Genomic DNA, 19,861 nt, shown 5'->3' with positions numbered 1-19,861 from the left:
TCCTAAGTGGATGTATGTACGGATAAGGGCTAGCCAAAAATTACGATATGCTTCTATTGTGGCACATGCGGAATCCGCTTTCAACACGTGTTCACGGATAAGGACGAGAGCAAGGTGGAGGAGGAGGAAGGCGTCTGCCGGCTTTGCCAATAAGGCGGCCATGAAGCGGCCATGAACAAGGCATCCCAGATGGCTCTGGAATGCCTTGTTTGCGGACCGTTACAGGGAAGATCAAAAGATTAGCTAAGAAGAAAAGGTTTCCAGCCGAGCCCGCGGATGGTTGAACGTCTTGATCCAGTTGCGCGCCGCCGTGAACATGATGATGATGCCGAGCACCAGCATGATGATGGACAGCACGGCGTTGAGCACGTTGTAGCCGGATGCGTCCGGGTTCAGGTAGACGTTTTTGACCATCCAGTAGCCCGCGTAGTTGACGGTGGCGAACAGGTAGGCGAGCGGGATGAGGCAGGTGAGCATATACCGCCGCTTGTCGGCTACCCGCAGGATGACCGTCGCTCCGATGATGAGGCCGATGGAGGCCATCAGCTGGTTGGAGACGCCGAACAGCGCCCATACCGAGCCGATGTCGCCCGAGAAGAGCAGATAGCCCCACATGAAGCAGGCGAGCGCGCTGGCGAATATCGTGCCGGGAATCCAGTCGACGCGCTTCAGCGGCTTGTACAGCTCGCCGAAGAAGTCCTGGATCAGATAGCGGGAGACGCGCGTGCCGGCATCGATCGCCGTCAGGATGAACACCGCTTCGAACATGATGACGAATTGGAAGAAATATGGAGCGAGATTCTCGAACCATGGAATCTTTGTGAAGATATACGTCATGCCGACGGCGAGCGTCACCGCGCCGCCTGTGCGGCCTTCCAGATCAAGGCCGATCTCCTGGCTCAATTCCGGCAGATGGACGGTGCTCATGCCCAGCGTCGCGAATACGTCAGGCTTGGAGTTGATGGCGAAATAGTCGCCTGGCTGCAGCGCCGTAGCCGCGATCAGCGCCATGATGGCGACAAGGCATTCGACGAGCATCGCGCCGAACGCGACCGGCTTGATGTCGCTCCAGCGGTTGATCATCTTCGGCGTCGTGCCGGAGCCGATGAACGCATGGAAGCCGGAGATCGCGCCGCAGGCGATCGTAATCGAGATGAACGGCCATACCGGCCCGGCGAGGATCGGTCCGCCGCCGCCGATGAATTCCGTCACGGCAGGGAACTGGATCGCCGGATTGATGATGAAGACGCCGACGATGAGGGCGATGAACACGCCGATCTTCATGAAGCTGCTCAGGTAGTCGCGAGGGGCGAGCAGCAGCCAGACCGGCAGGGCGGCGGCGAAGAAGGCGTAGATCGGCAGGATGACCGAGAGCGTGCTCGTATCGAACGTCAGCCAGTCGCCGACGATGGTGTCCTGGATGGAGGGGCCGGCGAAGACGCCGATCATGAGCAGGATGAAGCCGATCGTGGAGGCGAGCTTCAGGTTGCCGGTCTTCTTGTAGAAGAGGCCGACGCCCATGGCGATCGGGATCGTGATGGCGACGGCGAACGTGCCCCAGGGGTTGTTCTCCAGCGCATGCAGCACGACCATCGACAAGCCGGCCATCGTGATGGTGATGATGAAGAGCATCGCGAGGCCGGTGCAGAAGCCGGCGACCGGTCCGAGCTCCTGCTTGGCGACCTCGGAGAGCGACTGGCCGTTCCGGCGCATCGAGGCGAACAGGACGACGGCGTCATGCACCGCGCCGCCGACGACCGCCCCGATGAGCAGCCACAGCAGGCCCGGCAGGTAGCCGAACTGGGCGGCGAGGATCGGGCCGACGAGCGGTCCGGCCGCGGCGATGGCGGCGAAGTGATGGCCGAAGGCGACCCATTTGTTCGTCGGGACATAATCCTTGCAGTCCTTCAGCGTATGCGCCGGAGTCGGCGTATCGTCGCTCAGCTTCAGCACCTTGCGCGTGAAGAACGTGCCGTATAATCGATAGGCAATCATGAGCATGCATATGGATCCGATTACGATTGAAATCGCATTCATGGTGGTGGCCTCCCAAGACGTTGATATTCTATAGCATAGAAAAAGAAACGTCTTGGAAACCGTTTTCAAGATAAAACGCAGGAAATCGGGGCTGAGGCGCAGAGATCAAGCAGCGAATGGAAGCGGCTTCATCGTGAACGTCGAGGTTCGGAGGCGGGGTGAAGGAAGGGCAGATCTAGGTCCGCAAAAGGAAAGCAAAAGCAGCGGGCTGCGCTAAAGGACGACAAAGCGGAATCCGCAAAGAAAAAAAGCAGCGGGATCCGCAAAAGGAAAGCAACAGCAGGCCGGGCTCCGCTAGAGGAAAAAAACGGGCTCCGCAAGGGAATTCAAAGCCCGATCAGCTGCTTCAGCTCCTTCAGATACGTCCGGCTGACGGGCACTTTGGCTCCGTTTCTCATGATCAGCGTGCAGGTCGAGTGGAACCAGGGCTGGATCTCCTCGATCTCGTCCACATTGGCCAGATAGGCGCGGTGGACGCGCATGATCGGCGTTCCCTGCAGCTTCTGCTCGAAGGTGACGAGCGGCTCGCCGACCTTGTACGTCTGCTCTGCGGTCACCACCAGCGTTTTTCCTTCTTCCGCCGTGATATAGAGGATTTTGCCGACGTTCACCAGCAGGATGCGCTCCTCGACCGTGATCGCCAGCTTGCCGGTCCGCTCCGGAGCGGAAGGAGGCCGCAGCGGAGCGGGAGCCGGACTACTGGGGCGGCTTTCCCGCAGCGCGGCGATCTTCTCCACCGCCTTGCGGATCCGTTCTTCATCGTACGGCTTCAGGATGTAGTCGGCGGCGTTGAGCTCGAAGGCGCGCAGCGCATGCTCGTCGTAAGCGGTGGCGAACACGATCTCCGGACGGGCGTCCAAAATCTGCAGCTGCTGCGCGATTTCAAGCCCGCTCTCCTCGGCTAGCTGGATATCGAGAAAGACGGCATCGGGCTCTGTCTTTCGTATGCCCTGGAGCGCTTCCTCCAGCGATTCCGCTTCCCCGACCACATCCACGCGATTGGTGCGGTGCAAAATATAGGCCAGCTCGTCGCGGGCGAGCGGCTCGTCATCCACGATAAATGCTTTCAGCATCCTGTTCCCCTCCATCATGATGGCTGAGCGGCACGGCAATTCTGATTCTGGCGCCGCCGCTGCCGCTTGCGATCTCGAAGCTTGCGGCTCCCTGGTAGATTTCTTCGATGCGTTTCTTGATATTGTGCAGCGCTGTTCCTGTGCCCGAAGCGGACTTGACCTTCTGCCTGCCGACCGTCGCGAGAAGCTCCTCGGCGAAGCCGATGCCGTCATCCTCCGCGACCAGCACCATCCGTTCCGCCTCCCGGAACGCGGTGATCGTCACATGTCCGACCCGTTTCCCCTTCAGCGGTCCGAACGCATGCCGGACAGCGTTCTCCACGAGCGGCTGCAAGGTGAACGGAGGGAGGAGCACCTCTTCAAGCGCAGGGTCGATGTCCAGCTCGACCGTGTATTTGCCCGGAAAACGGGCCTTCTCCAGCGTCAGGTAGGCTTCGACATGCTCCAGCTCCTTGCGCAGCGGGATGAGCATCTGCCGCGCGCCCTGCAGGTTGCTGCGGAAAAAGACCCCAAGCTGCAGCAGCAGCTTGCGCGCGGTCTCCGGATCGGTGCGGCACAGGGCCGAGATCGTGTTGATCGCATTGAACAGGAAATGAGGATGCACCTGCGCCTGCAGCGCCTTGATCTCCGCATCCTTCAGCAGGCGGCTCTGCTGCTCGGCCTCCGCCAGCTCCAGCTGCGTGGAGAACAGCTTGCCGAGGCCTTCGGCGAGCTCCTGCTCGACCCGGTCCATTTGGAGCGGATTCGTGAAATAAAGCTTGAGCGTGCCGACGGTACGCTGATGCACCTGGAGAGGGAGCACGATAGCCGCCTGCAGCGGACAGCCTTCATGGTTGCACTGGATCGCCTCCCGCGTCTTGGCTTTCAGCAGCCGTCCGTGCTCCAGCACGTTGCGGGTGAGCTGCGTCGACAGGCTCTGCATCGGGATATGATGGTCCGAGCCGATCCCTACATGAGCCAGCACCTGCTGCCGGTTGGTGATCGAGATCGCGTCGGCGTGGGTCGTCCGCAGCAGTATTTCCGCCACTTCGCGGCAGGAGTACTCGCTCAGTCCTTGTCGGAAGAACGGCAGCGTCTGGTCGGCGATATGCAGCGCCTTGTGCGTCTGGAGCGCGCGGGTGCGCTCTTCCTCCTGCACGATCGATTGCACGAACAGCATGAACAGCAGCGTGCCGAACCCGTTGATGACGATCATCGGGATGCCGATGACCCGCACGAGCTCCAGAGCGGGCTCGAACGGGCGGGCGGCGAGCAGGATGATGCCCATCTGCGCGCATTCCATGACGATGCCGATGGCGACGGCGCGCCAGGTCATGCTTTTGCCCTTGCGGCGCATCCGGGCTCCGAGCAGGCCGGTGATCAAGCCGGCCATGATCGTGGAGACGCCGCAGGCGACCGCCGTGAAGCCGCCCAGCGTAATGCGGTGCACGCCGGCGATCAGCCCGGTCCCGAAGCCTACGAGCGGGCCGCCGAGCAGGCCGCCGAGCACGACGCCGAGCACGCGCGTATTGGCGAGGGCGCTTTCATAATCGACATTGGCCTGCCAAGCCTGCGAGGCGATGGCGCCGTGGCTGATTTTGATTCCCGTATAGTTGCTGATGATGCCGAATGCGCCGAAGATGGCGATCAGCAGCAGCTTTTCCTTAAGCCGATGCTCATGGTGGATGATCTGGCGGAACGACTTCATCCTGGAGAGCAGAAAGACGACGATGAGCAGAATGCCGACCCTCTCGAGCATAAGCGGCAGCAAATGGATCACGAAGGGTTCACCTGCTTCCATGGGTTTGAGCCTGATTATACCTTAAAAATGCATCCGGTACGGCGGAAGGCGCGGAGATGCCGATTCTAAAAGCAAGAATGAGGATGAATCGGAGCGCTATCTGGGCTAGACTAACGTTACGAGACCTCCTCCAGCCGGCTGCAGGATGCCGATCCGGAGGAGAGAAACAATCCGGAAGAAACCGGCAAGGAAAGGAGGCGCGCGATGGAGACCATGGGTTTCGAGGAAATGTGGGAAAAAATCATTGCCTGCGATAAAACATATGACGGCCTGTTCTACACCGCCATGAAAACGACGAAAATCTACTGCCGTCCGTCCTGCCGCTCCAGAAAGCCGAAGAAGGAAAATGTCCGCTTTTACGCGCATAGGGAGGAAGCTCAGGCAGCCGGATTCCGTGCCTGCAAGCGATGCCGGCCCGAAGCGGAACGGACTCCCCATGCCGCCCTGATCCGGAGCGTATCGGCCTTTCTGCTCCGGGAGCACAAGCAGGCTCTGTCGCTGCGGGACATTTCTGCATTTGCCGGTGTAAGCCCGTACCATCTGGAGCGGCTGTTCAAGCAGGAGACGTCGGAGACGCCGCGGTCGTTTCTGGAGAAAATAAGGGTGGACAAAGCGGCCCGCCTCCTGCGCACGACAGACCGGGGCAGCCTGGACATCTGCTACGAGTCCGGGTTCCGAAGCCCGTCCCATTTCTACAAGGCGTTCCGGCGCCTGACGGCTTGCACGCCGAGCCAATACCGCCGCCGCTCGGCCGCTTCCGGAGATGCCGCCGCCTGCGGAACCGATCCGGCCCATCCCCCCAAGGAGGTCGTTGTCCGTGAATAAGCCGCATCGAGTCGACCTGGACACCCCGATCGGGGTGCTTATAATCGTCGGCACGGACGAAGGCGTCCAGTCCATCCTGTTCTCGGATGAAGATCAGGTCCCGGAGCCGATCCGGCCCGACACTCCGCGGGCCTTGATGGACTGCCGGCTGCAAATGGAGGAATATTTCCGCGGCGAGCGCCGGCGCTTCACGTTCCCATGCGCCGCTCAGGGAACCGACTTCCAGAAGAACGTATGGCAAGCCTTGACCGATGTGCCTTACGCGCACACCGTCTCCTACAAGGACATCGCCGTTGCGATCGGCAACGAAAAGGCGATCCGGGCCGTCGGCAGCGCCAACGGGAAGAACAGGCTGAGCATCGTCGTCCCCTGCCACCGGATTATCGGCTCCAGCGGCGCCTTGACCGGTTATGCGGGCGGGCTTTGGAGAAAGGAATGGCTGCTCCGCCACGAAAAGGCGAATGATTCCGCGGAGTCCGGGCATGTATGCAAAAAAGAATCCCTTCAATGACTTTGAACGATCTCGATGAGGCAGGACGCCGCTGCTGTGCCTCCCGACATAAGGGCCAATCGGCATGAGAGCCTCCTCGTCCGCTCTTTTTCGCGGAACTGGCTCAGGCTTCAATCCGTGCTAGCCTCTACGACGCGAAGGGGAGCGGAACAAATGGCGCACGAACCTGTTGATCCGGAAAAAACCGGGCCCAAGAAGAAAAATGGAGGCTCCATCGGCCTCTGAATTGCGGTCGGCATCGCCATCGGGGCTTAGCTCGGCCAGGCGATGGACAATATCGGGGCAGGATTGCCATTGGAGTCGGGATAGGAGCGGCACTCGCAATCGCCGTGAAGGAGAACAAATAAGCCGGCAGGGGATGAGATTGAATGGGTAGACATTCGGCGTTTTGGGTTGTTCTCGTGATTGTGTTGACGGCTTGTTCGGCGGGATCGGGCGAGGGGAAGCCTGCGAACAGCGCGCCGGGAGGGAAACTGAGCTTGATCAATATGTCTCTCTACCGCAGCGATTCCGCAAAAGCGCAGCCCGAATTGATTCTTGTTCAGAGCGATCCGGACAAATTGGCTGCAGCCGGGAAGTGGATTCGATCCGGCGAATCCAGAGCGTTGCCGCCTGCCGAATCTATCTCTAAGATCTATGGTCTTCAATTCCAGTACCCGACCAAAACGTCGACAGAAAGTGTCGATTACATCCTTCTAACGGACCGATCAAAGCAGCTATTATCTGAAGCAGGTTGAGCCTCGGCAGATTGCGGACCTGGACTCCTTTGATTCCGAAGATAAGGAATCCATTCTGGAAAAAGCCGGGAAGGAAGGCTGGTTTTCGGTTTCTTCTCCCGAGTTCTTCAATTGATGGAAAAAGGATCAAACGTACGACCCGTTTTTTTGAAAGCAAACCGAAAAAACACGCAGACGGCGCTTGGCCGATGCGTGTTTTTCATTCGTGCTGCCATCGTCTCTGACATTCTCATTTTCGAAACAGGCGTCCGCTTTGCTCATTTTGTCCCCGTGTTCCCGGCCTTCCGCTTCGAGAACAGCGAGGAACAGAAAATCAGGGCGGCCGTCAAAAGCAGCGCCGCCGCAATCGGCAGCCAGGCGCCTGAAGCCATGCTCCCGGTTGACAGCAGCGTGCCCGCTTCGCCGGTCAGCCTGCCGGGGCTCCATTTCATGAAGCGCCCAAGCAAGCTGGGCAGCAGCGAGAGCGCGGCCAGCGCCAGCAGCGCGAGGAAGGCGGCTCCGGCCTGCGAGTCCATCGCGCTGCTGAACATGAGGACCGCGGACAAGGCGAACAGCAGCCATAGGGCGTACAGGAGCAGGCTTTGCCCGATGAGATGCGGCGGGACGCTGCCGATAAGGATATCGGTATAGTACCAGGTGGCGAGATAACCGATTCCGAAGGCGGTCAGCGCAAGGGAAGCCATGCTGGCCCATTTGGCCGTCGCCAGCGACAGATGGGATACGGGCTTCACATGAATCATGACCGCCGCGCCGCTCTGTCGCTCGCCGGAGACGATGCCCATGAACGACAGGGCGAGAATCAGCAGCCCGAGCGTGTTGTACTGGGACAGCGTCTTCAGCATGATGTCGGCGGCGGCAGGAACGGGCATGGCCGCGGCGACCTCCTTGGCGATGCCGTTCGCCTCCAGCAGCTGCGGCATATAGGCGGTCGTGACCGGGTTCATGACGCCGAGCAGAATGAAGACGACCGGAATCCACAGCCATTTGTAGCTGCGTGTCATGCCAAGCATCTCCTTGCGGTATAGCACCATCCACTGGCTCATGGCCGCACCGCCTTTACAAATAGATCCTCCAGTGTCGACTGGCCGAACTCCAAGCTCGATATCGATATTGCTCTGTCCACGATTTTTTTCAGGACGGCCGTCTTCGCCGCTTCCGGATTTCCTTTCAAGGCCAGCACCACGCCGAAGGAGCGGCTGTCTGCGTGCCGGACGCAAGGAAGCTCCGCCAGAGCTTCGGTCCACTCCGCGCGAGGCTCCGTGAACCGGACCGTCAGAACCGGCTCCGTATGCTCCCGCATTACTTGGCGAAGCTCGCCGCCCAGCGCGATGCGCCCGTCCCGGATGATGAGGATGTCGTCGCAGACCGCCTCCGCATCGTGAAGGACATGGGTCGAGAACAGGATGGTCGTCTCTTTTTTCAGCTCCAGCAGCAGCTCCAGCACCTCGCGGCGTCCGAGCGGATCCAGCGCCGATACCGGCTCGTCGAGGAGCAGCAGCTTCGGACGGTGAATGATGGCCTGGGCGATGCCCAGGCGCTGCTTCATGCCGCCGGAATACCCTCCGATGCGTCGGTCCGCGGCGTCCGTCAGGCCTACCCGCTCCAGGATGGCAGAGCTTCGATCCGCCGCATCCCGTCTGTCCAGACGGGCCAGGCGGCCCGTGAAGCTCAGGAACTCCCGGCCGCTCATCCAGTTCGGATAAGCCGGATACTGGGGCAGATAGCCGATGATCTCCCGGATATCGCCTCCGCTTTTGCCGTTGAAGCTGATGCTGCCTCCGGATGGCGCAAGCAGGCCGGCGAGCATGAGAAGAGTCGTCGTTTTGCCGGCGCCGTTCGGTCCGAGCAGACCCGCGCAGCGGCCTTCCCCGACGGTGAATGAAAGGTCTCGGACAGCCTCCTTGCTGCCGAACGATTTGGACAGCCGGGAGATTTCAAGATCCGGCATTCAGTCCGACCTCCTTCCGAAGAGAAAATAAGCGACGGTGCCGAGGAGACTGGAGAACAGGATGAGGATTGCCCACATCCACTTGGGACCGTTGGTCCGGCGGACCTTGGAGAGATCGACAAGAGCGGCGGCGACGAGAATGAGCTGCAGGATGGCGAGCGGCAAAACGAGCTTCAGGGTATCGGACATGGTTGCTACCTCCCGTTTAATTGAATGACGTGATGGATAAGTCTCGGCTATGCAGCGAACCGGCAGCCGGATGAAAGGCGGCCTGTTGCGCGCCTCTTCCTTTTGGCCTATCAAAGGGATGTGACGCCGCCGGGCGGCGATTCGTTCAATTCGATATGGAGGAATAGCGGAACGGCTTGCCGGGAACCGGGAGGAAGCAGGCAAGAAAGCCTCGAAATAGAGGGGGAAGACGTGAACTAGAGCCGAAAGGACGGGATGCAAATGAAGCCGATGGACCATCCGCGAGCATGGCGGCGATGGATTCCTCTATTGAGCGGCTGCGGAGAAATCGAACCGATTCTCAAGGGCTACTCGGACGATGCCAAATATTTGGTTTCCGACAGCGAGGGAAAGCCTCGTTACGTCCTCCGTGCTTACGGGATCGAGCAGGCCGGGACGAAGGCCAGGGAATACGGAATTCTGGAGGAGATGAAGGAGCTGGACGTTCTGTGCTCCAGGCCTGTGCAGGCCGGCAGCTTGCCGGATCAAGGACTGGGCTACATGCTCGTCACCTACATCGAGGGGGAAGAGGCGTCGGAGGCGCTGCCTCGTCTGCCGGTCGGGAAGCAGGAGTCGATCGGGCTTCACGCGGGACGGGAGCTGCGCAAGATCCACCGGGCCGGCGTCCCGGCAGACGTGGAGCCTTGGCAGGATCGGATTTTGGCGCGGTACCGGAAATACATGCAGGAATATGAGGCCTGCGGCATCAAGCTGGACCGAGGCGATGAACTGCTGAAATTTCTGCAGGAACATATCGGGCTGACCGAAGGCAGGCCAAGCGTATTCCAGCATCATGACTATCACGTCGGGAACCTGATTGTCCACGATGGGGCTTTGGCCGGAATCATCGACTTCAACCGGTACGGCTGGGGAGATTCCGTTCAGGAATTCGCCAAGGCCGGCTTCTTCAGCGCCGAGACGAGCGTGCCGTTCACGGCCGGCCAGATTCGCGGCTATCATGACGGGGAGCCGGATGACGGCTTCTGGCAGCTGTATGCGTTCTATATCGGCCTGGTCTGCCTTTCTTCCGTTCCTTGGATCGTCCGGGTAAGGCCGGCAGAGACGGCGGACATGCTGAAGCGGATAGGCAAGGTCATCGACGATCACGAGGGCTTCAGCCGGTGCAAGCCTTTGTGGTATCCGGGCTGAGCCGTCCGCAGCCGACGGCTCGCAGTCGCCAAAAAAACATGGCCGCAGTCGGCCATGCTCTCTAACAGGCGGAGACTCCATGTTGTCCGGTTAGGATGTCAGCAGGCCGCCTTTACAGGCGGTCTTTTTCCTGTTTTGACTGTTGTCTGCCCCCAACGATTGGTCTTTTGGAGCCGACTCTGGTAGAACTGAAGGAAAGAGATGCCTTGAAGGCAGGAATCAGGGAGGGGTGACAGCGGGTGAAGCCTATAACGGTTCTGGTCGCGGATGACGAGGCGGAGATTGCCGATCTGGTCGCTCTGCATCTGGAGAAGGAAGGATACAACGTCATCAAGGCGGCGGATGGTGCCGAGGCGCTGCGGACGATTCAGTCGCAGCCGGTCGACCTGGCCATTCTCGACATTATGATGCCGGGTCTCGACGGTTACGAGGTGACTCGGCAGACCCGGGTGGAGAATCATATTCCGATCATCATTCTGAGCGCCAAAACGTCGGACTTCGATAAAATATCCGGTCTGGTCATGGGGGCGGACGATTATATGACCAAGCCGTTCAACCCCCTTGAGCTTCTGGCGCGGGTCAATGCGCAGCTCCGGCGGTCGCTGCAGCTGAGCCGGCCGAAGGAGGAGCATTCGGTGCTGGAGCTTGGCGGAATGGCGATCGACTCCATGCGGCGCACAGTTGCCGTGTACGGGCAGAGCGTGGAGCTGACGCCCAAGGAATTCGACATCCTCCATCTGCTCGCAAGCCATCCCGGCAAGGTGTTCGCAGCCGAGAACATTTTCCGCCATGTGTGGGAAGAGGAATACTTCGAGAGCGGCAATACGGTGATGGTCCATATCCGCACGCTGCGCAAGAAGCTTGGCGAAGACAAGGACAAGTGGATCAAGACGATCTGGGGAGTGGGATACAAGTTCAATGGATAAGTGGCTGAGAAGCTTCAGAGCCCGAATGATCGCGCTGCTGGCGCTCAGCATGCTGCTGTCCGGCTTGGCGACGTACGCCGTGTTCAAGGGGCTGCAGTATTATTACAGCAATCATGTGAGATACGGGGAGCCGCTTGAGCGGCTCCGCCATGCGATCCGCAGCTTCGGGGATCTGAACTTCTTCCTGATCCTGTTCGTCCCGCTTGCGGTGCTCTTCTTCTTCTTCCTGACCAAGCCCTATGCCGCGTACTTCCGCGAAATATCGGACGGGATCGGACGCCTTGCATCCGGGGATTTCAGCGGGCGCGTCGACATCGCTTCCCGCGACGAGTTCGAGAGCATCGCGAGGGATATCAATGCGGCCAGCGCCAACCTGCAGCGCGCGGTCGAACGGGGCGATTTCGCGGAGAGCAGCAAGGACCAGCTCGTCCTGAATCTGGCCCATGACCTGCGCACGCCGCTTACTTCCGTGCTGGGCTACCTGGACCTCATCCTGCGCGAAGGCGGGCTGTCCCCGGAGCAGAAGCAGCATTACACGTCCATCGCGTTCAACAAGTCGAGGCGCCTCGAAAAGCTGATCGACGGCCTGTTCGAAGTCACCCGGATGAACTACGGCCGTCTCCCGCTCGAGACCGAGGCTCTGGATCTGAGCGAGCTGCTCGCGCAATTGAACGAAGAGCTCTATCCCCTGTTCCAGCAAAACCGGCTCAGCGTCAGGCCGGACATCGCCCCGGGTCTCATCGTGAACGGCGACGGCGAGCTGCTCGCGCGGGTGTTCGAGAATTTGCTCGCCAACGCCGCCCGGTACGGCAGGGACGGGGAGTTCGTGGATGTCCAGTGCGGCAAAGAGGGGGACGAAGCCGTCGTCCGCATCGCCAATTACGGCGATATGATTCCGGAGGACGAGCTGCCCCGCTTGTTCGAAATGTTCTATAAAGGCGATCGGGCCCGAACTCATCAGGAAGGAAGCACGGGACTCGGCCTGTTCATCGCCAAAAACATCATCGACCGGCACAAGGGGAAGATTGCGGCCGAAAGCAGCGCGATCCGAACCGTATTTGAAGTCCGCTTGCCGCTGCAAGGGCAAGCCGGATAAAGAGCGGCCGCAGCCTCCATGAAGAGCCTTCCCGGAACCTTTCGGAGAAGGCTTGATTGGCGTTCAGGGATGCCGCGTCCCGAATGTTGCTGTCCTTTGCCCTTCTTTCCCCGGTATCCAATCGCCGCCATTTAAGAAAAAATTAAAAAAGTCTGAAATTCTTCTTAATGACTTTCCCTTAGACTTGGCAAGAATAGAGCGGAGGGAAAGCGACGAATGAAAAAATACGCCATCATAGGACTGCTTATTCTAGCGGCGGCCGGCTGCGCGGCGAGGGAACCCCGGACGCAGCCTGGGCCGGCGGCGCCCTCTCAGACGGCATCGGACAATCCGGCCTCGGATCGTGCGCCGGCAACCGAATCCATTTCGGTCGGCAAAGCACAAATCAAGCAAGGGAATTTGGTGCTGGTCAATAAGGAACATGCCGTTCCGTCGACATACACCAAGTCCGATGTGGTGAATCTGTACGAGCACAAGGAGCTCCTGGAAGGCTACGGCCTTCTCGACAACAAGATCCGGCTCTCCAAGAGCGTGGCGCTGCGGTTCATTGCGATGGTGAAGGACGCCGACAAGGACGGGGTCAACCATTTCCTGATCAGCAGCGGCTACAGGAGCGACGAGGAGCAGGACAAGCTCTATCGCGAGCTTGGCGGCAATTCGGCGCTTCCGCCGGGCCACAGCGAGCATAATCTGGGCCTGTCGCTGGATATCGGCTCCAGCACCGCCGAGATGAGCAAAGCCCCGGAAGGCAAGTGGCTGAAAAAGAACGCATGGAAGTACGGATTCATCCTGAGGTATCCGGAGGACAAGACCGACGTGACCGGCATCCGCTACGAGCCCTGGCATTTCCGTTACGTAGGTCTGCCGCATAGCGCGGTCATGCATCGGGAAGGACTCGTGCTGGAAGAATATCTGAACCTGCTGAAGGATCGAGGGGCGATCGAAACGGAAGTGGATGGCGCCAAGTACCGGATTTCCTATTATCCGGTCCAGAGTAAGACGACGGTGAAAATTCCGGCGGGAAAGCCGTACGAGCTGTCCGGCAACAATTCGGACGGGGTCATTGTTACGGTCCGGATAGACGGAGCGGGATAAGCAAGTGGGAATGCCAGCACCATAGAAGCGGGGCCTGCGGGACAGGGGCTCCGTTTTTTTCTATGCCCAAAAGCCCAAGAGTACCGCTTAAATCCGGATCTCCAGGCATCTTATCGAGAAAGGTTGACGTTGACGTTAAGGTTACAAGGTGGTATCTTTAAGATAATTATTTTAGTTATAAATAATATAGAGGGAAGGGATAAAAATCTACAAGATTGAAGATGTCGCCAACCTGTGCGGCCTGACGAAGCGGACGGTGCGCTATTACGAGGAGATCGGGCTGCTGGCTCCGGAACGCAGCGGGGGAGGCTTCCGTCTCTACACCGAATCCGATGTCGAGAGGCTGAAGAAGATCGTCAACGCTCGCGATTCGCTCGGCTTCTCGCTGCAGGAGCTTCAGGAATATGTCTCGATCGGCGAAGAGCTGAGCGAGCTGCGGGACGGCATCCGGCAGGTGGAGGATGCCGAACGCAAGCGCTCCATCATTGGCGATATGGAGAAGACCGTGGAGAAGCAGCTGAAGATGATGGATCAGAAGATCGCCAGGATCATGAAGATCCGGTCGGAATTTATCGAGCTGAAGGGCAAGATCCAGGAAGCCAAGATCAGATACGAAATCGAATAGGAGTGAGCCTTCGTGGCCAATAGAGCTCAACAAGCTGCAAAGCCTGAATTGCCCGCCGCGCGCAGCGGCATTCTGAATCAGCCGCGCGCCGTATGGGCCGTTTTTTTTGCCGGAATCATCGCCTTCATGGGGATCGGTCTGGTGGATCCCATCTTGCCGGCCATTTCCGAAAAGCTGAATGCGACGCCAAGCCAGGTCAGCCTGCTGTTCACCAGCTATAACGCCGTCATGGCCGTCGCCATGCTGATTACCGGCACGATCACTTCCCGGCTCGGCATGAAGCGGACGCTGCTGCTCGGCGTCGTCATCATCGCCATTTTCTCCGCTCTCGGCGGATTTTCCAATGGAATTTGGGAGCTGGTCGGGTACCGCGGGGGCTGGGGCCTCGGCAATGCGCTGTTCGTCGCCACGGCGCTGACGGCGATCGTATCGCTCTCCCGCAGCGGCGTCGCCAAAGCCATCATCCTGTACGAAGCCGCCATCGGCCTCGGCATCTCCGTCGGCCCTATCCTCGGCGGCGAGCTCGGCTCGATCTCCTGGAGAGGACCGTTCCTCGGCGTCGCGGCCTTGATGGTTCTCGCTTTCATCGCGCTGGCGGTCCTCATGCCGAAGTCGGAAGCGCCGAAGACGCCGGCTTACGCCAAGAAGAAGCTGTCGGCTTCCCTGCTGGATCCGTTCAAGGCGATGCGGCACCGGTCGCTGGTCGTGTTCGGGCTCACGGCATGCTTTTACAACTTCGGCTTCTTCACCCTGATGGCCTACGCTCCCTTCGTCATGGGGCTGGACATCCACGGCATCGGCTACGTCTTCCTCGGCTGGGGCGTTCTGCTCGCCTTCACCTCCGTCTTCATGGCGCCCAAGCTCCAGCGGGCGTTCGGCACGGTCAAGTCGATGGCGGTCATGCTGGCGCTGTTCGGCCTCACGCTGCTGGCGATGGGCATCTGGACCGATATCCACTGGGTTGTCATCGCTTGCGTTGTTTTCGCGGGGGCTCTGCTCGGCAACAACAATACGCTCATTACGACCGGCGTCATGAACGCCGCTCCCGTCGAGCGCTCGACAGCTTCCGCGGCCTACAGCTTCCTGCGGTTTCTCGGCGGCGCGATCGCGCCTTATTTCGCGGGCAAGCTGGCGGAATGGTTCAATCCCCATGTGCCGTTCATCGTGGGAGCTACCTTCGTGCTTGTATCGGTGCTGTACATGCTGGCCAATCATAAGCATGTGAAGCATGTCGATGAGGTCGAGGCTGCCCATTGACACACGGTTTTTGGTCAAGCCCCAAGAAGCAGACTGCCGCCGGCGGCCTGCTTTTTTGGACTGCGCCGGCGCCTGAATGGAAGCGGCTTCTGCCAATGTTCCTGTATTCCCGCTCGCCGATGGGTTATGATGGAGGGGAACGGTTCGTGAGCACACGCGAAAATAGACGTTTAACATAGGAGACCATATGAAATTCGAAGAACTGAACATCGCGCCGGCCATACTCAAGGCGCTGAGCAAAGAAAACTATACGCAGCCTACGCCGATCCAGGAGAAGGCGATTCCGGCTGCGCTTGAAGGACGGGACGTGCTTGGCTGCGCCCAGACCGGCACAGGCAAGACGGCAGCGTTCTCCATTCCGATCATCCAGAAGCTGAGCGCCGGACGTCCGGGCGGCAAGCCTGCCGGCAAGCGGGTCATCCGCTCGCTCATCCTGACGCCGACGCGGGAGCTCGCCATCCAGATTGAAGAAAACATCAAGGCCTACAGCCGCTTCACCGAGCTGCGCAGCGTCGTCATCGTCGGCGGCGTCTCCCAGTATGCCCAGGAGCAGCAGCTGCAGCGCGGCACGGATATCCTGATCGCGACGCCGGGACGTCTGATCGACCTCATCAACCAGAAGCATGCCGATCTGCAGCATGTCGAAGTGCTTGTGCTGGACGAAGCCGACCGCATGCTCGACATGGGCTTCATCAACGACGTGAAGAAGATCATGACCAGGCTGCCCGCGAAGAGGCAGACGCTGTTCTTCTCCGCCACGATGCCTCCGGAGATCGCCCGTCTCGTGGAATCGCTGCTCGTGAATCCGGTCAAGATCGAAATTACCCCGGTGTCCTCGACAGTCGATCGGATCGAGCAGTCGGTGTACCTGGTCGACAAGGAAAACAAGCTGTCCCTGCTTACCCATCTGCTGCAGGACGAGACGATCTCCTCGGTGCTCGTCTTCACCCGCACGAAGCATGGAGCGGACCGGGTCGCGAAGGGCCTGGCGAAGAAAAGCATATCCGCCCAGGCGATTCACGGCGACAAGTCCCAGAACGCGCGCCAGGCTGCTCTGAGCAACTTCAAGAAAGGAGCGACGCGGGTGCTCGTAGCGACCGATATCGCCGCCCGCGGCATCGATATCGACGAGCTGTCCCATGTCATCCAGTTCAATCTGCCCAACATGCCCGAGACGTACGTGCACCGGATCGGCCGTACAGGACGGGCCGGACATAGCGGAATCGCCGTTTCGTTCTGCGAGGTGGAGGAGCTTCCTTACCTCAAGGATATCGAGAAGGTGACAAAGAAGAAAATTCCGGTTGTATCGGACCATCCGTACCCGATGCTGGGGGCTCCGGCGCCGTCGGAGAAGCCGGCCGCGCAGGCGAAGCAAGGCCCGTCCAAGGGCGGAGGCCAAGCGAGGCAGGGCGGCGGCCGCGGCGGGAACCAAGGTGCTCAGGCAAAGCAAGCTTCCCCGGGCAACGGCGGCGGTCAAGCCAAGCACGGAGCCGGCCAAGGCGGCCAGTCGGGGCAAGGAGCCAAGCAGGGCTGGCAGCGCCGCGGAGGGCAGCGCCCGGCAGGAGAGCGCACGGCAGCTCCGGCGAACAAGAGCCGCTAAGCAGCGGGCAGTTCCTGCATCAGCAAGTTGAGCGGCATCAGCCGTCCGGCCGGAGGCCGGGCGGCTTTTTTGCGTATAAGGGTCTGGGCGGGAATAATTTCAGCCAACAGTGATAATCATTATCACTGTTGGTTATGCTAAAGGAGAGCCGGAAATGAGAACGGACAGCCGGCGGTCGGCTGTCCGAGTGGGAATCAAATTTTCGGTTCGAACGTTTTGCAGTCCGTCTCTTCGGAATTGCTGGCTGTTTTGCTGTGGCTGACGACATAGATGGACGTAGCCGCGCATTTATTGCCGGCAGCCCAGTGCCGGCAGGAGTTCACTTCGCAAAGAACATCCTTGGCCATTGCATTCACCTCCCTGCTTGATAGCATGGCCGAACGGCAGGGGGGCTTATACCTTGCTATTGCGCGTCCTTCCTCGACGATCTCTATTCCGCCAAAGTGAAAGCCTGCCAATCACTTTTCACCATTCCTCAATATTTTTCTCCACTCCGTCGATAACATACGTATCTTTTGACACGGAGGGATCCACAGACCCCATGAAGGTTAATTTCACCATTAGAATGAAGCTGATCAGCAGCTTTGTTTTGGTTTCTTTGTTATTTGGGCTATCGTCCGTTTTTACGGTCCACAACGTGGAGGATACGAAGAAATCCTATGACTACATCGTCAATACGGCCGGTGAGTTGAGGTCTCTCGCCCAATCCATCCAGACCGATTCCGCGGTGCAGATCAGCGCTTTCCGAGCATATATGCTGTATGGAGACGCCAAGTACAAAACGCAGATTTATGACGCCAACAGCCGGATCGACGCCGCTGTCAAAAAAGGGCTTGAGCTTGCGGTATTGGAGGAGTCCCAAAAACGGCTGAAAGCGATCGGCGAGGCCAACCAGCAATTCAAGCAAGTGACCGTCAAGGTGATGAACAGTTATTTGAGCAACAAGAAAAAGGCGGCGGAAGAAGGCGTCACGATCATTCTTCCCGTCAGTGAGTCCATTACGAGCCAGGCCGATTCCATGGCGGAATGGATGGGCGGCACCGTTATTCCCGACAATGTCAAGAAAGCGTCAGACCAGGCGCATGCAGGCTTGGTCGCCGTCATCGTCATCAGCACGGCGGCCGCTCTGGTCGCGCTGGCATTGGGCGGCCTCGTGTCGTGGTTTCTTACCCGTCCGCTCATCCGGCTGTCTGCATCGGTGAAGCAGGTCGCAGAGGGAAATCTGACGGGGGACAAGCTCGTCATCCACGGCCGGGACGAAATTTATCAGCTGAACGAAGCCTTCCATGAGATGACGGTCGGACTGAAAGAAATGATCGGGGGCATTGCCGGAAGCGCCGGACAGCTGGCCGCATCCGCCGAGCAGCTCAAGGTTGGGGCGCAGCAGTCGGGCAAGGCTGCCGAGACGGTCGCCTCCGCGATCCAGGAAATCGCGGGCGGCGCCGAGATGACGACGGTGCGGCTGGATCAGAATCAGAATGCCCTTCAGGAAGTGCTGGGAGGCGCAAGGCTCATCTCGGCGGGCTCCGAGAGCGTGCTGCAGTTCTCCCGCCAGACGTTCGGAGAGGCGGAGGACGGCAGCCGGTATGTGGAGGACAACCTGAACCAGATGAGATTCATTCATGAGTCGGTCCAAAAATCCAATGAGGTGATCGCCTCGCTGTCCGGACGCTCCCGCGAAATCGGCGGCATCCTGAAAGTCATTGCGGATCTGGCCCGTCAGACGAACCTGCTTGCCTTGAACGCGGCGATCGAAGCCGCCCGCGCCGGCGAGCACGGCAAAGGCTTCGGGGTCGTGGCCGGCGAAGTAAGGGCGCTTGCGGAGCAGTCGCAGCAGTCGGCCAAGAACATCGCGGCCTTGATCGCCGGCATCCAGCAGGACACGGAAGCGTCCGTCGCCATCATGAGCGAGGTTGTGGCTGGCGCTCAGCAGGGACTGAGCATATCGGAGCTCACCTCGGAGAAGTTCTCCCGAATTCTGTCCGGCACAGAAAACATGATTCCGCATATCGAGGAAATGGCGGATGTCGTGAAGCAGATTACGGGCAGCATTCAGGAGGTCACCGATGCGGCCTCGCAGATCGCCGGCATCGCCCAGTCCCATGCGGCCGGCTCGGAGGAAGCCGCTGCCTCGACCGAAGAGCAGCTTGCGTCGATGGAGGAGATCCATGCTTCGGCCAGCAATCTCTCCGCTATGGCGGAAGAGATGAAGCGGATGGTCGACCGGTTCAAGATCGAATAGCTTGAGTAAGCGCGGGCTTGTTGCCCGTGCTTTTTCTTTTTTTAGGATGCAGGCGATGGGCTTGCCGGCAGGGAGGAGCAGATCGGCCGTTCTGGGCATACAGTGAACTAGACTGCAACCTAGAGTGGAGGAACATGAACGTGACCGATTCCATCCTGCAATCCCCGAATTTGACCTTATGCGCTGACTCCAACGAGGTGCTGAATTTCAAGCGGGATTCGCACAACTACATTACGCAGCTGTTCGGCGAGCAGCTTCCGGCCATCCGGACGGGCCTATTCAACGTTCATTTGACTAAAGGCATCATCATTCAGCCGCATTGGCATACCAATGTGACGGAGCTGGTCTTCGTCATCAGCGGCGAAGTCATGACCTCCGTATTTGATCCGTTCACTCAGAAGCTGATGAACTGAAAGCTGAAGCCGGGTCAAGTCGCCGTCTTGCCGAAGGGCTGGTTCCACTGGATCGTGACGCTGTCCGAGAAGGCTCATATCCTGACGATATTCGATCAGCCGACTCCGGATATCGTCTATGGCTCGGACTTCCTCCGCTTCACGCCCAAGGAAATCATGAACCTGGCGTACTGCGTAGATGAAGAAGAATACGCCAAGGCTGTGGCGCCGATCCAGCAGTCCCTCATTCTTGGACCGCCTCCGGGCTGCAGCAAGGTCCAGGCGCTGCAGGAGGCTCCCGGCGGGCATGGCTACGGCGTTGGCCACGCTCAGCCGCTCG

The 19,861-nt window shown here is 59.5% G+C and carries 20 protein-coding genes; 13 read left to right on the top strand and 7 right to left on the bottom strand.

Features of this window, described 5'->3' with window-relative positions; genetic code table 11:
* Positions 1–243: 243 nt before the first annotated feature.
* The 3 genes from cstA to PHU01S_RS09395 form a co-directional block, all read right to left on the bottom strand.
* On the bottom strand, positions 244–2,037 hold the full coding sequence (gene cstA / locus PHU01S_RS09405) for a carbon starvation protein CstA (RefSeq protein ID WP_127507318.1): 1,794 nt from the start codon (positions 2,035–2,037) through the stop codon (positions 244–246).
* Between the two features lie 326 nt (positions 2,038–2,363).
* Complete coding sequence (locus PHU01S_RS09400) at positions 2,364–3,110, bottom strand: LytR/AlgR family response regulator transcription factor (protein ID WP_049868532.1); 747 nt, start codon at positions 3,108–3,110, stop codon at positions 2,364–2,366.
* Positions 3,085–4,869, bottom strand: coding sequence for a sensor histidine kinase (locus tag PHU01S_RS09395; protein WP_127507316.1), 1,785 nt, complete (start codon positions 4,867–4,869; stop codon positions 3,085–3,087). Before PHU01S_RS09395 ends, PHU01S_RS09400 begins: the two co-directional genes overlap by 26 nt.
* Positions 4,870–5,094: 225 nt before the next feature.
* Here PHU01S_RS09395 and PHU01S_RS09390 point away from each other — a divergent pair, with 225 nt between their 5' ends.
* The 3 genes from PHU01S_RS09390 to PHU01S_RS09380 all read left to right on the top strand — a co-directional run bounded on the left by PHU01S_RS09390 (position 5,095) and on the right by PHU01S_RS09380 (position 6,963).
* Positions 5,095–5,715 carry a bifunctional transcriptional activator/DNA repair enzyme AdaA gene (locus PHU01S_RS09390; protein WP_127507314.1) on the top strand — a complete coding sequence of 207 codons (621 nt, stop codon included), beginning with the start codon at positions 5,095–5,097 and terminating at the stop codon, positions 5,713–5,715.
* Complete coding sequence (locus PHU01S_RS09385) at positions 5,708–6,226, top strand: methylated-DNA--[protein]-cysteine S-methyltransferase (protein WP_174806349.1); 519 nt, start codon at positions 5,708–5,710, stop codon at positions 6,224–6,226. Before PHU01S_RS09390 ends, PHU01S_RS09385 begins: the two co-directional genes overlap by 8 nt.
* Before the next feature lie 368 nt (positions 6,227–6,594).
* Positions 6,595–6,963 (top strand): hypothetical protein, encoded by a 369-nt coding sequence (locus PHU01S_RS09380; protein ID WP_127507309.1) that lies wholly within the window; start codon positions 6,595–6,597, stop codon positions 6,961–6,963.
* A 257-nt stretch (positions 6,964–7,220) separates the two neighbouring features.
* Here the strand turns inward: PHU01S_RS09380 and PHU01S_RS09375 are convergent, their stop codons facing one another.
* Genes PHU01S_RS09375 through PHU01S_RS09365 form a run of 3 tightly spaced genes read right to left on the bottom strand, consistent with a single transcriptional unit; the run spans position 7,221 to position 9,100 of the window.
* Positions 7,221–8,006 carry an ABC transporter permease subunit gene (locus PHU01S_RS09375; protein ID WP_127507307.1) on the bottom strand — a complete coding sequence of 262 codons (786 nt, stop codon included), beginning with the start codon at positions 8,004–8,006 and terminating at the stop codon, positions 7,221–7,223.
* A complete protein-coding gene (locus PHU01S_RS09370; protein ID WP_021877682.1) occupies positions 8,003–8,911 on the bottom strand; it encodes an ABC transporter ATP-binding protein in 909 nt (302 codons plus the stop codon). Before PHU01S_RS09370 ends, PHU01S_RS09375 begins: the two co-directional genes overlap by 4 nt.
* Positions 8,912–9,100, bottom strand: coding sequence for a PLD nuclease N-terminal domain-containing protein (locus PHU01S_RS09365; protein ID WP_021877681.1), 189 nt, complete (start codon positions 9,098–9,100; stop codon positions 8,912–8,914).
* Positions 9,101–9,361: 261 nt separating this feature from the next.
* Here PHU01S_RS09365 and PHU01S_RS09360 point away from each other — a divergent pair, with 261 nt between their 5' ends.
* The 7 genes from PHU01S_RS09360 to PHU01S_RS09330 all read left to right on the top strand — a co-directional run bounded on the left by PHU01S_RS09360 (position 9,362) and on the right by PHU01S_RS09330 (position 16,887).
* On the top strand, positions 9,362–10,288 hold the full coding sequence (locus PHU01S_RS09360; protein ID WP_246029185.1) for a phosphotransferase family protein: 927 nt from the start codon (positions 9,362–9,364) through the stop codon (positions 10,286–10,288).
* 239 nt (positions 10,289–10,527) lie between these two features.
* Positions 10,528–11,214 carry a response regulator transcription factor gene (locus PHU01S_RS09355; RefSeq protein ID WP_048744159.1) on the top strand — a complete coding sequence of 229 codons (687 nt, stop codon included), beginning with the start codon at positions 10,528–10,530 and terminating at the stop codon, positions 11,212–11,214.
* Positions 11,207–12,310 carry a sensor histidine kinase gene (locus PHU01S_RS09350; protein ID WP_048744158.1) on the top strand — a complete coding sequence of 368 codons (1,104 nt, stop codon included), beginning with the start codon at positions 11,207–11,209 and terminating at the stop codon, positions 12,308–12,310. Before PHU01S_RS09355 ends, PHU01S_RS09350 begins: the two co-directional genes overlap by 8 nt.
* Positions 12,311–12,526: 216 nt before the next feature.
* Positions 12,527–13,405: a M15 family metallopeptidase gene (locus tag PHU01S_RS09345; RefSeq protein ID WP_127507305.1), complete on the top strand. Its 879-nt coding sequence runs from the start codon at positions 12,527–12,529 to the stop codon at positions 13,403–13,405.
* Positions 13,406–13,661: 256 nt separating this feature from the next.
* Positions 13,662–14,030: a MerR family transcriptional regulator gene (locus PHU01S_RS09340; protein WP_246029184.1), complete on the top strand. Its 369-nt coding sequence runs from the start codon at positions 13,662–13,664 to the stop codon at positions 14,028–14,030.
* Between the two features lie 12 nt (positions 14,031–14,042).
* The gene (locus PHU01S_RS09335) at positions 14,043–15,287 is read left to right on the top strand and encodes an MFS transporter (RefSeq protein ID WP_246029183.1); all 1,245 of its coding nucleotides are present in this window, start codon (positions 14,043–14,045) and stop codon (positions 15,285–15,287) included.
* A gap of 187 nt (positions 15,288–15,474) precedes the next feature.
* The gene (locus PHU01S_RS09330) at positions 15,475–16,887 is read left to right on the top strand and encodes a DEAD/DEAH box helicase (RefSeq protein WP_127507301.1); all 1,413 of its coding nucleotides are present in this window, start codon (positions 15,475–15,477) and stop codon (positions 16,885–16,887) included.
* A gap of 194 nt (positions 16,888–17,081) precedes the next feature.
* On the opposite strand, the gene PHU01S_RS09325 is transcribed toward PHU01S_RS09330, so the two are convergent.
* Complete coding sequence (locus PHU01S_RS09325) at positions 17,082–17,234, bottom strand: DUF1540 domain-containing protein (protein ID WP_083436193.1); 153 nt, start codon at positions 17,232–17,234, stop codon at positions 17,082–17,084.
* 194 nt (positions 17,235–17,428) lie between these two features.
* Here PHU01S_RS09325 and PHU01S_RS09320 point away from each other — a divergent pair, with 194 nt between their 5' ends.
* From PHU01S_RS09320 to PHU01S_RS26980, 3 genes are all read left to right on the top strand, one after another.
* Positions 17,429–19,129: a methyl-accepting chemotaxis protein gene (locus PHU01S_RS09320; protein WP_049868525.1), complete on the top strand. Its 1,701-nt coding sequence runs from the start codon at positions 17,429–17,431 to the stop codon at positions 19,127–19,129.
* Positions 19,130–19,269: 140 nt separating this feature from the next.
* Positions 19,270–19,542 carry a cupin domain-containing protein gene (locus PHU01S_RS26985; RefSeq protein WP_307721791.1) on the top strand — a complete coding sequence of 91 codons (273 nt, stop codon included), beginning with the start codon at positions 19,270–19,272 and terminating at the stop codon, positions 19,540–19,542.
* Between the two features lie 27 nt (positions 19,543–19,569).
* Positions 19,570–19,861 (top strand): cupin domain-containing protein (locus PHU01S_RS26980; protein ID WP_507763345.1); only part of this gene is annotated, 292 nt, incomplete at its 3' end.

The organism is Paenibacillus humicus NBRC 102415, from assembly GCF_004000905.1.
GTDB classification, from domain to species: domain Bacteria; phylum Bacillota; class Bacilli; order Paenibacillales; family Paenibacillaceae; genus Paenibacillus_O; species Paenibacillus_O humicus.
Note: the sequence above shows the minus strand (reverse complement) of the source record. Positions and strands in the feature narration are given on the sequence as shown.

What these genes read in the sequence shown, in the direction of transcription:
- PHU01S_RS09330 (WP_127507301.1), top strand. Translation starts at nt 15,475, where the DNA reads ATGAAATTCGAAGAACTGAACATCGCGCCGGCCATACTCAAGGCGCTG.
- PHU01S_RS09350 (WP_048744158.1), top strand. Translation starts at nt 11,207, where the DNA reads ATGGATAAGTGGCTGAGAAGCTTCAGAGCCCGAATGATCGCGCTGCTG.
- PHU01S_RS09380 (WP_127507309.1), top strand. Translation starts at nt 6,595, where the DNA reads ATGGGTAGACATTCGGCGTTTTGGGTTGTTCTCGTGATTGTGTTGACG.
- PHU01S_RS09360 (WP_246029185.1), top strand. Translation starts at nt 9,362, where the DNA reads ATGAAGCCGATGGACCATCCGCGAGCATGGCGGCGATGGATTCCTCTA.
- PHU01S_RS09345 (WP_127507305.1), top strand. Translation starts at nt 12,527, where the DNA reads ATGAAAAAATACGCCATCATAGGACTGCTTATTCTAGCGGCGGCCGGC.
- PHU01S_RS09390 (WP_127507314.1), top strand. Translation starts at nt 5,095, where the DNA reads ATGGAGACCATGGGTTTCGAGGAAATGTGGGAAAAAATCATTGCCTGC.
- PHU01S_RS09325 (WP_083436193.1), bottom strand. Translation starts at nt 17,234, where the DNA reads ATGGCCAAGGATGTTCTTTGCGAAGTGAACTCCTGCCGGCACTGGGCT.
- PHU01S_RS09320 (WP_049868525.1), top strand. Translation starts at nt 17,429, where the DNA reads ATGAAGGTTAATTTCACCATTAGAATGAAGCTGATCAGCAGCTTTGTT.
- cstA (WP_127507318.1), bottom strand. Translation starts at nt 2,037, where the DNA reads ATGAATGCGATTTCAATCGTAATCGGATCCATATGCATGCTCATGATT.
- PHU01S_RS09365 (WP_021877681.1), bottom strand. Translation starts at nt 9,100, where the DNA reads ATGTCCGATACCCTGAAGCTCGTTTTGCCGCTCGCCATCCTGCAGCTC.
- PHU01S_RS09400 (WP_049868532.1), bottom strand. Translation starts at nt 3,110, where the DNA reads ATGCTGAAAGCATTTATCGTGGATGACGAGCCGCTCGCCCGCGACGAG.
- PHU01S_RS09375 (WP_127507307.1), bottom strand. Translation starts at nt 8,006, where the DNA reads ATGAGCCAGTGGATGGTGCTATACCGCAAGGAGATGCTTGGCATGACA.
- PHU01S_RS09370 (WP_021877682.1), bottom strand. Translation starts at nt 8,911, where the DNA reads ATGCCGGATCTTGAAATCTCCCGGCTGTCCAAATCGTTCGGCAGCAAG.